This is a genomic window from Ruegeria sp. I1 (assembly GCF_056532675.1).
The window spans coordinates 341,004-355,485 of the sequence record NZ_JBQFNM010000002.1; the positions used below are offsets into that span (position 1 = coordinate 341,004).

The 14,482-nt window shown below is 58.3% G+C and carries 13 protein-coding genes; 6 read left to right on the plus strand and 7 right to left on the minus strand.

Going from position 1 to position 14,482, the window contains the following annotated elements; all coding sequences use genetic code 11:
- The first annotated feature begins 187 nt into the window (after positions 1–187).
- Genes ACR0DH_RS05490 through ACR0DH_RS05510 form a run of 5 tightly spaced genes read left to right on the plus strand, consistent with a single transcriptional unit; the run spans position 188 to position 6,732 of the window.
- The gene (locus ACR0DH_RS05490) at positions 188–2,008 is read left to right on the plus strand and encodes an ABC transporter ATP-binding protein (protein ID WP_480540768.1); all 1,821 of its coding nucleotides are present in this window, start codon (positions 188–190) and stop codon (positions 2,006–2,008) included.
- A 5-nt stretch (positions 2,009–2,013) separates the two neighbouring features.
- The gene (argE, locus tag ACR0DH_RS05495) at positions 2,014–3,180 is read left to right on the plus strand and encodes an acetylornithine deacetylase (RefSeq protein WP_480547745.1); all 1,167 of its coding nucleotides are present in this window, start codon (positions 2,014–2,016) and stop codon (positions 3,178–3,180) included.
- Positions 3,181–3,205: 25 nt separating this feature from the next.
- Positions 3,206–4,372, plus strand: coding sequence for a M20 aminoacylase family protein (locus ACR0DH_RS05500; protein WP_480547746.1), 1,167 nt, complete (start codon positions 3,206–3,208; stop codon positions 4,370–4,372).
- A gap of 15 nt (positions 4,373–4,387) precedes the next feature.
- Positions 4,388–5,551 (plus strand): M20 aminoacylase family protein, encoded by a 1,164-nt coding sequence (locus tag ACR0DH_RS05505; RefSeq protein WP_480547747.1) that lies wholly within the window; start codon positions 4,388–4,390, stop codon positions 5,549–5,551.
- Between the two features lie 17 nt (positions 5,552–5,568).
- Entirely contained in the window at positions 5,569–6,732 is a 1,164-nt protein-coding gene (locus ACR0DH_RS05510; RefSeq protein ID WP_480540775.1) for a M20 aminoacylase family protein, read from the plus strand.
- 42 nt (positions 6,733–6,774) lie between these two features.
- Here ACR0DH_RS05510 and ACR0DH_RS05515 read toward each other — a convergent pair whose 3' ends face one another.
- Positions 6,775–8,106: a 3-deoxy-D-manno-octulosonic acid transferase gene (locus ACR0DH_RS05515; protein ID WP_480547748.1), complete on the minus strand. Its 1,332-nt coding sequence runs from the start codon at positions 8,104–8,106 to the stop codon at positions 6,775–6,777.
- A 1-nt stretch (position 8,107) separates the two neighbouring features.
- On the minus strand, positions 8,108–9,115 hold the full coding sequence (gene moaA, locus ACR0DH_RS05520) for a GTP 3',8-cyclase MoaA (RefSeq protein ID WP_480547749.1): 1,008 nt from the start codon (positions 9,113–9,115) through the stop codon (positions 8,108–8,110).
- 90 nt (positions 9,116–9,205) lie between these two features.
- On the opposite strand from moaA, the gene ACR0DH_RS05525 reads away from it, so the two are divergent.
- Entirely contained in the window at positions 9,206–9,622 is a 417-nt protein-coding gene (locus ACR0DH_RS05525) for a hypothetical protein (protein WP_480540781.1), read from the plus strand.
- Here the strand turns inward: ACR0DH_RS05525 and ACR0DH_RS05530 are convergent.
- The 5 genes from ACR0DH_RS05530 to glmU form a co-directional block, all read right to left on the minus strand.
- The gene (locus tag ACR0DH_RS05530; protein ID WP_480547750.1) at positions 9,610–10,302 is read right to left on the minus strand and encodes a DNA alkylation repair protein; all 693 of its coding nucleotides are present in this window, start codon (positions 10,300–10,302) and stop codon (positions 9,610–9,612) included. The genes ACR0DH_RS05525 and ACR0DH_RS05530 overlap by 13 nt on opposite strands.
- Position 10,303: 1 nt before the next feature.
- On the minus strand, positions 10,304–10,846 hold the full coding sequence (locus tag ACR0DH_RS05535; protein ID WP_480547751.1) for a pyridoxamine 5'-phosphate oxidase family protein: 543 nt from the start codon (positions 10,844–10,846) through the stop codon (positions 10,304–10,306).
- A 61-nt stretch (positions 10,847–10,907) separates the two neighbouring features.
- Entirely contained in the window at positions 10,908–11,255 is a 348-nt protein-coding gene (locus tag ACR0DH_RS05540; protein ID WP_480547752.1) for a hypothetical protein, read from the minus strand.
- Between the two features lie 8 nt (positions 11,256–11,263).
- Entirely contained in the window at positions 11,264–13,087 is a 1,824-nt protein-coding gene (glmS, locus tag ACR0DH_RS05545) for a glutamine--fructose-6-phosphate transaminase (isomerizing) (RefSeq protein WP_170532251.1), read from the minus strand.
- A gap of 4 nt (positions 13,088–13,091) precedes the next feature.
- Positions 13,092–14,444, minus strand: a complete 1,353-nt coding sequence (gene glmU / locus ACR0DH_RS05550; protein WP_480547753.1) for a bifunctional UDP-N-acetylglucosamine diphosphorylase/glucosamine-1-phosphate N-acetyltransferase GlmU — start codon at positions 14,442–14,444, stop codon at positions 13,092–13,094.
- Positions 14,445–14,482: the final 38 nt, after the last annotated feature.

Genomic DNA, 14,482 nt, shown 5'->3' on the forward strand with positions numbered 1-14,482 from the left:
GCAAAATCTGCTAAGACCCACGGAATCCATGATCTCCCCATCACGGTTACGCGAGGTATCGAAACAGAACTCTGGAAAAAAGCAAGGGTTGCCGTCGGGAAAAATGGCAACGGGTTTGACTTTTCCTGCCTTGCCGCCTTAGCGTCGGGCATCCGAACAAAAAAAGACTACCAACGGGAGCGCGTGCGTGCTGGATCAACCTATTGCACAGATCAAGAAACTGCGGGTCGAGTTTCAAACGAAAGATGGCCCTGTAGTGGGTGTCGAGGATGTCTCGTTCGAAGTAAATCCCGGCGAAACTGTTTGTATCGTTGGCGAATCTGGCTCAGGGAAATCGGTTTCCTCGCTGTCGTTGATGCGCTTGGTCGAGTTCGGTGGCGGCGAAATCGCGGGTGGAGAACTGCTGTTTGACCGCCGCGACGGCGAAGAGATGGACCTGTCAAACGCCGATCAGGATCTGATGAAACAGATTCGCGGCAATGAGATTGGGATGATCTTTCAGGAGCCGATGACCGCGCTGAACCCGGTTTTCACCGTCGGACGTCAGCTGACTGAAGGGCTGCGCATCCACAAAGATATGTCCAAGGCGCAGGCCGAGGAGCGCGCGCTTGAGTTGCTGCGTCAGGTTCGAATCCCTGAACCTGAGCGCCGTTTGAAACAGTATCCCCATGAATTGTCGGGTGGCATGCGACAGCGTGTTGTGATTGCGATGGCGATGGCGTGTGAACCGCGCCTGCTGATCGCGGACGAACCCACGACCGCGCTGGATGTGACCATTCAGGCCGAGATACTGGCGTTGATGGACCGATTGAAGCGGGAAACAGGTACGGCGGTGATGTTTATCACCCATGACATGGCCGTGGTGGCGCAGATGGCGGATCGGGTTGTCGTCATGTTCCGTGGCAACAAGGTTGAAGAGGGCACCGTAAAGGAAATCTTCGAGAACCCGCAGCATGATTATACCAAAGCGCTGCTGGCGGCGGTGCCGAAGCTGGGTGAGATGCGCGGCAAATCTGCGCCTGAACCCATGAAACTGCTGGGGGTCGAAGGACAGAACATCGCCCCCATCCCGGGCACCGAAGAGGTTCTGCTGACCGTCAACAACCTGACAACGCGGTTTCCGGTCAAGGGTGGTTTGCTCCGTCGTACTATCTCGAACGTTCATGCGGTTGAGGATGTGTCCTTTACCCTCAACAGGGGGCAAACGCTGAGCCTGGTGGGCGAATCGGGGTGTGGAAAATCCTCGGCTGGACGCTCGATCCTGCGGTTGGTCGAGCCTATGGCCGGCGAGATCAATCTGGACGGCGTCGACATTATGAAACTGGATCCTTCCGGCCTGCGTAAGGCGCGGCTGGACATGCAGATGATCTTTCAAGACCCGTTTGCCTCGCTCAATCCGCAGATGCAGCTGGTCGATCAGGTGGCCGAGCCGATGCGCAACTATGGCGTCGCCTCAGGGTCGGAATTGCAGGACCGCGTCGCGCAACTGTTCGACAAAGTACAATTGCCTCGCAGCTTCATGCGTCGCTTCCCGCACGAGATGTCAGGCGGTCAACGTCAACGGATTGCCATCGCCCGTGCATTGGCCCTGAACCCTAAGCTGATCATCGCGGATGAGGCGGTCTCGGCCCTTGATGTGTCTGTGCAGGCGCAGGTTCTGAACCTGATGATGGAACTGCAATCTGAACTTGGCCTGTCCTACCTGTTCATCAGCCACGACATGGCTGTGGTCGAGCGTGTCAGCCATTATGTGGGCGTTATGTATTTGGGTCGGATCGTGGAACTTGGACCGCGTGCGCGGGTATTTGAGAACCCACAGCACCCCTATACACAGGCGCTGATGAAGGCGGTTCCAATTGCTGATCCAAATCAGCGAAAGTCGGAAAAAGACTTGAATTTCAAACCGATCCCGTCGCCCATTCATCCGATTGACTACAAGCCGGAACCGTCTGAGTACCGCGAGGTCGAGCCGGGGCACTTTATCCTGACCACGGATAGCGGATACTGACCCACATGGCACAGCGTCTGACGCCGCTTGAGATCATGACCGAACTGATCTCGTTCCCAACCGTAAGCCGTGAAAGCAACCTGCCGCTGGTCGATTGGGTCGAAGGGTATCTGGGCGAGCATGGGATCAAGGCGCATCGCTGGCCTGACCCGAACCAACCGCACAAGGCAGCGATCTTTGCGCATGTGGGTCCTTGGGAAGAAGGCGCGGTCGTTCTATCCGGTCACACCGATGTGGTGCCAGTCGACGGGCAACCTTGGGATACCGACCCTTTTGTTGTGACCGAGAAAGACGGCAAGTATTTCGGTCGCGGCACCTGCGATATGAAAGGATTTGACGCGCTGGCAATCTGGGCCCTGGTCGAGGCTCAATATGCCGATCTCAAACGCCCTCTGCAATTGGCGCTGAGCTTTGATGAAGAGGTCGGTTGCACCGGAGCACCGCCCATGATTGAGGCGATGCAGAAGGTTTTGCCCAAAGGGTCGGCTGTGATCGTCGGTGAGCCATCGGTGATGCAGGCTGTCACGGGTCACAAGGGAGGGTTCGGTTATGACACGCATATGATCGGGTTCGAGGTCCATAGCTCAATCATGCATACAGGCGTCAATGCGATCATGGAGGCGGCGCCTCTGATCAATTGGGCCAACGAACAGAACGCTCGCAACCGGGCCGCGACGCCAAGTGACACAGCGGCGGTGTTTGATCCGCCCTGGACCACCGTTCATGTGGGCATGATCGAAGGCGGTACAGCGCATAACATCACGGCCAAGGATTGCCATTTCATGCTGGATTTCCGCACAGTCCCGGATGAAGCTAAGGCCGAGTGGCGAGATGCGTATTTCCAGCAGGTGCGCGCGGTTGAGGCGCAGATGCAGGCCGTGCACCCTGAAGCCCGGATTGAGATTTCCGAGAATTTCTCGATCCCCGGTCTGGTGCCGGAGCAGGATGGTGAGGCCGAAGCTCTGGTGCGCGCTCTGACCGGTGACAATGCCAGCCATGTGGTCAGTTACGGCACCGAAGCGGGTCAATTCCAGGAAGCAGGGTATTCCGCGGTCATCTGTGGTCCTGGCGACATCGCGCAGGCCCATCAACCGAACGAGTTTATCTCGGTTGCGCAGTTCGAAGCAGGGCACGCGTTTATGCAGCGATTGGTCGAGAAACTGTCTGGCTGACCAGTCCTTTGGAAGGAGACATCAGATGCCGGTAAAAAACAGACTTGCCGAGATGCAGGATGAGATCACTAAATGGCGCCGCCACCTGCATATGCATCCCGAACTGATGTATGACGTCCACGAGACGGCGGGTTTTGTGATCGACCGCCTCAAAGAGTTCGGTGTCGATGACATCTCGCCGGGCATCGGTAAAACCGGCGTTGTTGCTGTGATCAAGGGCCGCACGGATACCAAAGGTCGCGTGATCGGGCTGCGCGCAGATATGGATGCTTTGCCGATCGAAGAGGCGACGGGATTGGATTATGCTTCGACAGTTCCCGGCAAGATGCACGCCTGTGGTCATGATGGCCATACCTCGATGCTGCTAGGGGCGGCGCAATATCTGGCAGAGACGCGGAACTTCGATGGTACCGTGGTGCTGATCTTTCAACCGGCCGAGGAGGGCGGGGCTGGGGGATTGGCCATGTGTCAGGACGGGTTGATGGACCGTTGGGCCATTCAGGAAGTATACGGGATGCACAATATGCCCGGCCTACCGGTGGGCGAGTTCGCGATCCGGCCCGGTGCGTTGCTGGCGTCGTCCGATGAGTTTGAGATCGTTGTCACAGGCAAGGGCGGCCATGCGGCAGCTCCGCATGACGCGGTGGACACAACACTCGTCGCTTCGCATATTGTTGTTTCTTTGCAGTCGGTTGTGGCGCGAACTGTCGACCCGATTAAACGCGTTGTTCTGACCGTCGGTACGTTCGAGACAGACAGCGTCGCATCGAATGTCATTGCGCATACAGTCAGGCTGAAGGGTACTGTGCGGACGCTTGATCCCGAATATCGCACCATTGCCGAAGAACGTGTGCGCCGGATCGCCGAAGACACGGCCTCGGCCTTTGGCGCGACTGCGCAGGTAACATGGACGCCTGGGTATCCGGTGACCGTGAATTCCGAGGTGGAAACGGGTTATGCCGCCGAAGCCGCCGCAGCCGTGGCAGGCAAGGTGAATGACAGCACCGATCCGATTATGCCATCTGAAGATTTCGCCTACATGCTTGAAGAACGACCCGGAGCCTACATCTTTGTTGGAAACGGGGATACGGCCATGTGCCACCACCCGGAATACAACTTCGATGACGACGCGATTCCGGCCGGCTGCAGCTGGTTTGCCGAGCTTGTGGAACGACGATTGCCCATCGCCTAACAAAGGGAGAATGCCATGCCGATCAGAAACCGCCTTGCAGAGCTGCATCAAGAGATCACCGGTTGGCGGCGTGACATTCATAAACACCCCGAAATCCTCTACGACACCCACCGCACCAGCGCTTTGGTGGCTGACAAGCTGAAAGAATTCGGTTGTGACGAGGTGGTCACCGGCATCGGTCGTACCGGTGTGGTTGGCGTAATTAGGGGCAAGACTGATACGCAAGGTCGGGCCATTGGGTTGCGGGCGGACATGGACGCGCTGCCCATGCAGGAGCAGACCGGGCTGGATTACGCCTCAAAAACGCCTGATGCGATGCATGCCTGTGGGCATGATGGTCATACAGCGATGGTTCTTGGGGCTGCGAAATACCTGGCCGAAACACGCAATTTCGACGGCACAGCAGTTGTGATCTTTCAACCCGCGGAAGAGGGTGGCAATGGGGCCGAGGCCATGTGTCAGGACGGGTTGATGGACCGGTTTGGCATTCAGGAAGTCTATGCGATGCACAATGTGCCCGGCCTGCCCACCGGCCAATTTGCCATCCGCTCGGGCCCGTTGCTGGCGGCGGCGGACGAGTTTGACATTCATTTGGAAGGTCATGGCGGGCATGCGGCCAAACCGCAGGAGACGGTGGATACTACGGTAATGCTGTCTCAGCTGATCGTGGCGCTGCAAACGGTTGTCGCGCGCAACGCGGACCCGATTGAACAGGGTGTTTTGTCTGTGACCTCAGTTGAGACATCATCGAAGGCGTTCAACGTGATCCCGCAATCGGCTCGTGTGCGAGGAACAGTGCGCACCCATTCCAATGAGATGCGCGCCATGATCGAAAAGCGGCTGACCGAAGTTGCGACCGGGATCGCAGCAACGATGGGCGGCACGGCGACCGTGACGTACAACAAAGGCGTTCCGGTCACGATCAACGCCGAAGAACAAACAGGCTATGCCGAGGAGGCCGCGATTGCCGTTGGTGGCAGCTGCGGCGAGGCTCCCATGGTGATGGGGGGTGAGGATTTCTCTTTCATGCTCGAAGAACGCCCCGGAGCCTTCATCATTCTGGGCAACGGCGACAGCGCCGGGCTGCACCACCCCGAATACAATTTCAACGACGAGATCATCCCGATTGGATGTTCGTGGTTTGCCGAAATGGTCGAGCGCCGGATGCCGGCGGCTTGAAATAGGAGAGAGAAGAGATGCCAGTTAAGAACCGCTTTGCCGAATTGCAGGCCGAAATCACCGAATGGCGACGGGATTTGCACGAGAACCCCGAAATTCTGTTCGAAACGCATCGTACCAGCGCAATGGTTGCGGAGAAGCTGAAAGAGTTCGGCTGTGATGAGGTGGTCACCGGAATTGGCCGCACCGGCGTTGTGGGTGTGATCAAGGGCAAGTCTGACAGCAAGGGAAAGGTCATTGGCCTACGCGCGGATATGGATGCGTTGCCAATCCACGAGGCGACAGGTCTGGACTATGCCTCAAAAACAGATGGAGCCATGCATGCCTGTGGGCATGACGGTCATACGGCGATGTTGTTGGGGGCTGCGAAGTACCTGTCGGAGACGCGAAACTTCGACGGCACCGTTGTCGTAATCTTCCAGCCCGCCGAAGAAGGCGGTGGCGGTGGGCGCGAGATGTGCGAAGACGGCATGATGGACCGCTGGAACATTCAGGAGGTCTACGGAATGCACAACTGGCCGGGTAAACCGGTTGGTAGCTTTGCGATCCGTCCGGGCTCGTTCTTTGCCGCAACTGATCAGTTCGACATCACTTTTGAAGGGCGCGGCGGACATGCGGCGAAACCGCAGGAAACCGTCGATACAACCGTGATGACAGCGCAGGCGGTGCTGGCCTTGCAAACCATCGCATCGCGCAATGCGGACCCGATTGATCAGGTGGTTGTGTCGGTGACCTCGTTTGAAACCTCGTCGAAGGCGTTCAACGTGATCCCGCAGACGGTGCAGATCAAAGGGACTGTTCGCACGATGAGCAGCGACATGCGTGATCTGGCCGAAAAGCGGATCAATGAGATCTGCAACGGGGTTGCGGCGACGTTTGGTGGCACCGCGGACGTGACCTATATTCGCGGCTATCCGGTCATGGTGAATAGTGACGAGCAGACTACGTTTGCCGCAGAAGTGGCCCGGTCTGTTTCTGGCGATTGTGAGGATGCACCTCTGGTGATGGGCGGCGAGGATTTCGCGTTCATGCTCGAGGAACGCCCGGGGGCGTATATTCTGGTTGGCAATGGCGATACGGCCATGGTTCATCACCCGGAATATAACTTTAATGACGAGGCCATTCCCGCCGGGTGCAGCTGGTGGGCTGAGATTGTCGAGCAGCGGATGCCGGCGGCCTGATGGCGAGGGTGGGGGCCCTGCCCCCACACCCCCGGGATATTTTTAGCCAGATGAAGAGGGATCCTGCGCCTTTGGTGCAAGGTTCAGGTGCGTGCAGAGCGTTTCGGCGACCTGGTTCAGCGCGTCTTTTTGAGTGCTGACGCAGGTTTGGGCAGCGCTGCGCGCGGTGGTCAGGGTGCTGTCATCGGATAGCCAGGTTGCAACAGCGTTGGAGAGCCCTTGTGCGGTTTGGATTTCGATTGCGCCTCCGCTCTTGATCAGGGGCGCGAAGGTTTCGGCGAAGTTGAAATAGCCCGGGCCGGTGAGGATGGCGGCCCCGGCTTGGGCGGGTTCGAATGGGTTATGGCCGCCGATCTCTTTCAACGATCCGCCAAGGAACACGATGGGGCAGAGCGCGTACCACGTGCCGGTTTCACCTAGCGTGTCGGCGACGTAGGTTTGAGTTTGCTCCGTGACCGGTTCACCCGTCGTGCGGAAAGCGGCTGTGAGATTGGCCTGATGTAGAAGTTTGGCGACTTCGTCACGGCGTTCCGGATGGCGCGGGATCAGAAGCAGGAGCAGATCGGGCCAGCGTTCAAGCAGCGTCTTATGCGCCGCGAACACGGTTTCCTCTTCGCCTTCATGGGTAGAACTGGCGATCCAGACGGGGCGGCCTGCGATTTGCGTGCGGATGTCGGATAGCGCCTGTTCGTCGATGTCCAACGGATCGGACATCGCTTTGAGGTTGGTGCCGGGTTTCACGTCCTCGGGTTTGGCACCCATCTCGATCAGATTGGCTGCGGTTCGGTCATTCTGGGTCAGGAAGAGATAAAAACTGTCCAATATGAAACGCGCAGTTTTGGGCCGCTTTTTCCAACCCTCGACAGATTTCTGCGAAAGACGGGCGTTCAGCAGGGCCAGTGGCACGCCGCCCCTGGCGCTTTCGACGATCAGCTGAGGCCAGATTTCACTTTCGACAAACACGCCTGCATCGGGTTTCCAGTGTGAGAGAAAGCGCTGTACCGGGCCATGCGTATCCAGCGGTGGGTATTGGTGTCGTGTCCGGGGGGGCAGGCGTTTCTCAATTAGCGCGGCAGATGTCGGCGTGCCGGATGTGATCAGAAACTCGGCGTCGGGCAAAAGCGTGCCCAACCGCCTGATCAGGCTGAGGACCGACAGGCTTTCGCCAACGCTGGCCGCGTGAAACCATATCAGACGTCCTGAGGGTCGCGGTAGGCTGGCATGACCCAGCCGTTCCTGCTGTCTTTTGTTTGGAACACCTGCAGATTCAAGTTTGCGGCGCACGGTGCGCCAGAACAAGGGCGCTGCCACAGCAATGATCCCGCAGTAGAGATGATACAGCAGTGTCGGACGACCGGGGCGATGGTCGGGCATCCTAGCCGCCCGTATGGCTCATATGGCGGGTCATCTGGCCATCAACGGCTTGGCGGGAATAGTCGAAATCATGGCCTTTGGGTTTCAGGTTGATGGCGGCGCGGATCGCATGCTCCAAGGGCGCTTCGCTGTCGGGGTGGTCACGCAGCGGGGCGCGCAGGTCAGCCATGTCTTCCTGACCGAGACACATATAGAGCTCACCCGTGCAGGTCAGGCGCACCCGGTTGCAGCTTTCGCAGAAATTATGGGACAGGGGTGTGATGAACCCAATCTTCTGCCCGGTTTCTTCCAACCTTACATAGCGCGCGGGTCCACCGGTCCGTTCGGCCAGATCGGTAACGCTGTAGTGGTTCTCATATTCCTTGCGAACGTCCTTCAGCGACCAGTACTGATCCAGACGATCCTCGTTGCCGATATCGCCCATGGGCATCACCTCGATCCAGGTCAGGTCCATATCGCGTTCGGCACACCATTCGGTGATGCGGGGCAGTTCGGGTTCGTTGAAGCCTTTAAGAGCAACCGCGTTGATCTTGACCCGCAAACCGGCCTTTTGCGCCGCATCAATCCCGTTCAACACCTGTTTCAGGCGGCCCCAACGGGTGACTTTGGCGAATTTGTCTTCATCCAGCGTATCCAGAGAGACGTTCACACGCCGCACACCGGCGGCATAGAGTTCGTCGGCAAAGCGATGAAGTTGCGAGCCGTTGGTTGTCAGCGTCAGTTCCTTGAGCGCGCCGCTGTCCAGATGCCGCGTCATGGAGTGGAAGAAACTCATGATGTTGCGACGCACAAGAGGTTCCCCCCCGGTGATCCGCAGCTTTTGAACGCCCAGCTTCACAAAGGTCGAACACATCCTGTCCAACTCTTCCAAGGTCAGAAGATCTTTCTTCGGCAAAAAGGTCATGTTCTCGGACATGCAGTAGACGCAGCGGAAATCGCAGCGATCCGTTACCGAGACGCGGAGATACGTGATGGCACGTGCGAAGGGGTCTATCAGCGGAGCAGTCATGCGTAATAGGTAAATCGGTAACCAGTCCGCGACAAGGGGCTAACATGCTTTGGGCTGGAACAGATCGATGCGTGGCTGTAAGTTTCGGGTATGAAATACGTTCTTGTTTTCCTGTGTGTTCTGCTTGCCGGCTGCGAAACGGTGCGGTCGACGACGGATCGTGTGTTTGGGCGCAGCGAGGCCGCGCCCGAGACAGAGGCCAATGCAGAACCCGAAGCCGCACCCGAAACTGAGCCGGTCACGACGCGACCGAACTGGGACGGCGCCAAATCCACTACCGCTGTTCTTGGGGACCCCTCAACGCCAGGGCGCTGGATGCAAACGCCGCTTGTGGATACCGAGGTTACGGCCCGCGTGGTGGTGCCCCGGACCGGGGCACAGGCGTATATCACGCTTATTCCGTCGCGCGGACCAGAAGGCGGCGGCAGCCAGTTGTCACTGGATGCGATGCGTACACTTTTGGTGCCTTTGGATGCGCTGGTTGAGGTTGACGTCTACGCCAACTGATCTTTCAGGTACTTCCCGGCTTCCCGCCGCGCAAAGGGTTTCATCGCCGGGCCATGCTGCTCCAAAAACGCGACAACGCGCGGGGCATCGTGTTTTGACAATTCGCGCAGCCACCAGGCAATGGCTTTCTGGATGAACCAGTTGCGATCTGGCACATACCTGGCAGCCCAGCCCAGTATGCGATCTCGGCGGTGCAGATCATCAGGTTTGGGATGGTTTTGCTTGGTCCAGGGCAGGGTGGCCACCAAGGCGGCGCGGCGTGTCCACATGTGATCTGATGTTGTCCAAACCTCGACCTGATCCAGCCGGGCGGGATCAGCCGTCAGCCGTTTTTGCATCGCCATAGCCGCATGATCGGCCACGGCCCATGCATCGAAATCCGGCAGCCAGCTTTGCAGCAGTTCCCAGACGGCGTCATCCGGTCTGATACGCGCCTGAGTGAGGAGTTTTGAGGCGGCGAGCCGGGTTTCGTGGGTGTTGAGTTGCCACAGCGCATCCGCCAACTGCACGCGTTGCGGCACGTCCAGCTCTTGCCGCCAAGCTTTGGTCAAATCATTCAGAACGGGGTTTGCGACGCCCAGATACGGGCGGTCAGCCTTGTGATAGGCTGCCATCTGGGCACCGCGTTCAGGATCGGCATGGGCCTTGATCTGGGCCAGATAGGGATCAACCAGTGGCATCTCAGGCAGGGACTCCTGTGGGTTTGCTGTCAATCGTCTGCTGGTTCTTGTCTGCCCAATAGGCGCGGATGTCCTCATCGGACTTGCCATCTACCCATTTCTGCATGGTGTCGCGTTCCGACGTGTATTCCATGAAGGGTACCGCGTAGCCGCAGGAGGTTTGAACCATATCGATGCTCAGATCATAAATCTGCCTCGCGCTACGATGGGCGGGGAAATGCTGGGCCAACCCCTCCCAGCCCGCATCGCCTGTGTGGAGTGTTTTGGCGGTACCATAGGCGCGCAGGATCAAAGGGCGGGTGGTGAAGGAACACCACATCAAAGTCATGCGATTGACGTCCAGTAGATGCCCAGCCGTTTCATTGCCGCTGCCGGTCAGGTTCATCCAGATGATCCGGTTCGGGCCCAGAACACGCAGGGAATCCATCCCCTTGGGCGAGATATTGACTCGCCCCTCAGACCCAGCGGTTCCGACAAAGAACATGTGCTGATCTTCTATGAAGGTCTGATGCGGCGGGTCGAGTTGCGGGAATTGCTTGGCCATGATGCGCTCCGAGTAAGGGGTTGCGGCAAAACTAAGCGCGTACGGATGGGCCGTCCAGCACTCAGGAGATTGAGCGCCGTTCTGCGAGCAGGGCATCCAGATGCCTGGGATAGGTTTTGTACCCTGTGAATATGAATTCGTCCTCATCCGCCGGGGCGCGCAATTTGGCCTCGTGATCCCAGATTCGGGCCCAATCCCGCAAATGCTCTTGCAGGTCTTCCAGCGCTGACATCAGTTCAGGGGCGGCTTTGAATGGAGTGTCTTCGATGAAATCCAGCACCTGTTGGTTGGTCGCGCGCAATGCCTGCGCCGGACCAAAGGTCTTGCCTTGTGCCAAATAGCGTTCGTACTCTGTGCGCGAAGCACGCATCAAGGACATCAGTTGCGCAATAGCGTCCTGCTGAACCATGTTCCCGCCTATTCCACCGTCACCGACTTCGCCAGATTGCGCGGCTGATCCACATCCGTGCCCTTGGCCACCGCTGTGTGATAGGCCAGCAGCTGTGCGGGGACAGAATACAGGATCGGGGCAAGGCTAGGGTGGATATGCGGCATTCGGATCGTGCTCCAAACCCCGTCCTCGGCCTCGGCGATGCCATCATCGTCTGAGACCAGGATGACCTTTCCCTTGCGCGCCATGACCTCTTGCATATTGGACACGGTCTTGTCGAACACGGTATCTTTCGGTGCCATCACCACAACCGGCATATGCTTGTCGATCAGCGCGATGGGGCCGTGTTTCAGCTCACCTGATGCATACCCTTCGGCGTGGATATAGCTGATTTCCTTCAGCTTTAGCGCGCCTTCCATGGCCAGCGGGTACATCAGGCCGCGCCCCAAGAACAGGACATCGCGCGCCTCGGACAAGCGCTGGGCGGATTTGCGGATGGCGCGATTTTGATCCAGCGCCGAGTTCAGAACCGAGGGCAGACCACGCAAGGCGGCGGCGTGATCGGCCAGTTCCTCATCGGTCAGGGTGCCCCGGTCGGCGGCGGCTTTGAGCGCCAGCATCAGCAAGACGCTGAGTTGGCAGGTAAAGGCCTTTGTCGAGGCCACGCCGATCTCGATACCTGCGTGGATGGGCAGTGCCACATCGCTTTCCCGTGCGATCGAGCTTTCGGGGACGTTAACAACAGAGACGATCTTGTCAGCCTTACCTTCGCAATAGCGCAGTGCAGCCAGCGTATCGGCGGTTTCGCCCGATTGGCTGACAAACAGGGCCAGGGTGCGGTCGCTGATCGGAGGTTCGCGATAGCGAAACTCGCTGGCGATATCGACCTCGACCGGCATTTTGGCCAGTTGTTCGAACCAGTACTTCGCCGTCAGGCAAGCGTAAAACGCGGTCCCGCAGGCGACCATGGTTAAGCGGTCAAGCTTGGTGAAATCCAGATCGATATCTGGCAGAACCACCCGATCCCCGCCGGTAGGCAGGTAAGACCGGATCGCTTCGGCCACAACAACCGGTTGTTCTGCGATTTCTTTGGCCATGAAATGTTTGTGCTCGCCTTTGTCGGCCCGCGCATGATCCAGCTTGATCTTGCGCATTTCCCGATTGGCCAATTCACCGGCCTCATTGCGGATTTCAAGCGAGGTGCGGGTCAATACAGCGCGGTCGCCTTCCTCTAGATAGGTGATCTTGTTTGTCAGAGGGGCTAATGCGATGGCGTCGGAACCCACAAACATCTCTCCATCCCCGTGCCCGATGGCCAAGGGTGAGCCCTTGCGCGCGGCGACGATCAGGTCGTCTTGCCCGTCGAACAGAAAAGCCAGCGCAAATGCGCCTTCCAACTGATCAATGGTCTTGAACGCCGCTTCGACCGGGGACAGGCCTGAATTCAGCAAATGTTCGGCCATCAGAGCCACGGTCTCGGTGTCGGTCTCGGTTTCAAATCCGATCCCGTTTTCGGCCAATTCGGCGCGCAGTTCGCGGTAGTTTTCGACGATGCCGTTATGCACAACGGCGACCGGGCCGGCCTTGTGCGGGTGGGCATTGTTGACCGATGGCGCACCATGGGTGGCCCAGCGAGTGTGGCCAATCCCGGATTTGCCAGGCAGCGGGTCATGGACCAGCAGGTCACTCAGGTTGACCAGCTTGCCTACCGCCCGGCGACGCCCCAGCGCCCCGTCATTCACAGTGGCAATGCCGGCGCTATCATATCCGCGATATTCCAGCCGTTTCAGGGCTTCAACCAGAATAGGGGCGACCTCATGCTGCCCCAGAACACCTACAATTCCACACATAAACTCAGGCCTCTTTATCGCGGCGAGCTTTTTTCGCCTTTAACATATCAAACAATTTGCGCGCATAGCCGGGTTTGTTTTCTTGTTTGGCCCGCGCAACGGCCAAGGCATCAGCTTCGACATCTTTGGTCACCACGGTGCCGGTCGCCGTCATCGCCCCATCGCCCACTGTCACCGGCGCAACCAGCATGGTATTCGAGCCGATAAACACGTTGTGACCAATCGTGGTTTTGTGCTTCATCACGCCGTCATAGTTGCAAGTGATCGTGCCCGCACCGATATTCGTTGCGGCCCCAACTACAGCATCACCGACATAGCTAAGGTGATTGACCTTCGCGCCCTCGGCAATCTCAGCGTTTTTGATCTCAACGAAATTGCCGATTTTCGCGTTTTCTGCGAGTTCCGCACCCGGGCGCAGGCGGGCATAGGGGCCGACGACGGCGCCTCGGCTGACATGGCAGCCTTCCAGATGCGAATAAGCTCGGATCGTCGCGCCGCTTTCTACGGTCACGCCGGGGCCAAAGACCACGTTGGGTTCGATTACCGTATCGCGCCCGATGACCGTATCGGCGGCCAGATAAACCGTTTCCGGCGCCATCAGAGTCACGCCCAGATCCAGCAACTCGGCGCGCGCCTGCGTCTGAAACACAGCATCCGCCGCAGCCAGATCAGCGCGAGAATTCACACCCAGTGTCTGGGCTTCGTCACAAGCTACGGCGGTTACGCTCAGACCACGGTTGCGAGCGATTTCGACCACATCCGTCAGGTAGTACTCGCCCGCGGCATTGCCATTGCTCACCGCATCAATCAGCGACAACAGTGTTTCTGCGTTACATGCTAAAAGCCCTGAATTGCAGAAACTTATCGCGCGTTCTTCATCTGATGCTTCTTTGAATTCGACAATCCGCTCCAGCGTGTCACCATTCATGACCAGACGCCCATAGCGTGCGGGATCTGCGGCCTTAAAGCCCAGGATCACAAGATCATTCTGCACGCGGGCCTCGATCATGCGTTCCAGCGTATCGGGCTTCAAGAACGGAGTGTCACCGTAGAGAACAACGACATCACCGTCGAAACCTTCGAGCGCGTCGCGCGCTTGCGCAACCGCATGCGCGGTGCCCAGCTGCTCCTCCTGAACTGCGATCTGCGCCGTTTCATCTTCGGCCTGCGCGACCTTGGCGACGGCTTCGGACCCGTGGCCTGTGACGATCACGGTGCGCTCGGGCGACAGCACCGACCCGGCGCGCATGGCGTGGATCAGCATCGGAACCTGGGCGATGGGATGCAGTACCTTTGGAATATCCGAATTCATCCGGGTGCCTTTTCCAGCGGCAAGGATGACAAGGGCAGTGGTCATGAAATCGTTTTCTCTTTGTGTTTTCTTGCCGACCGTTT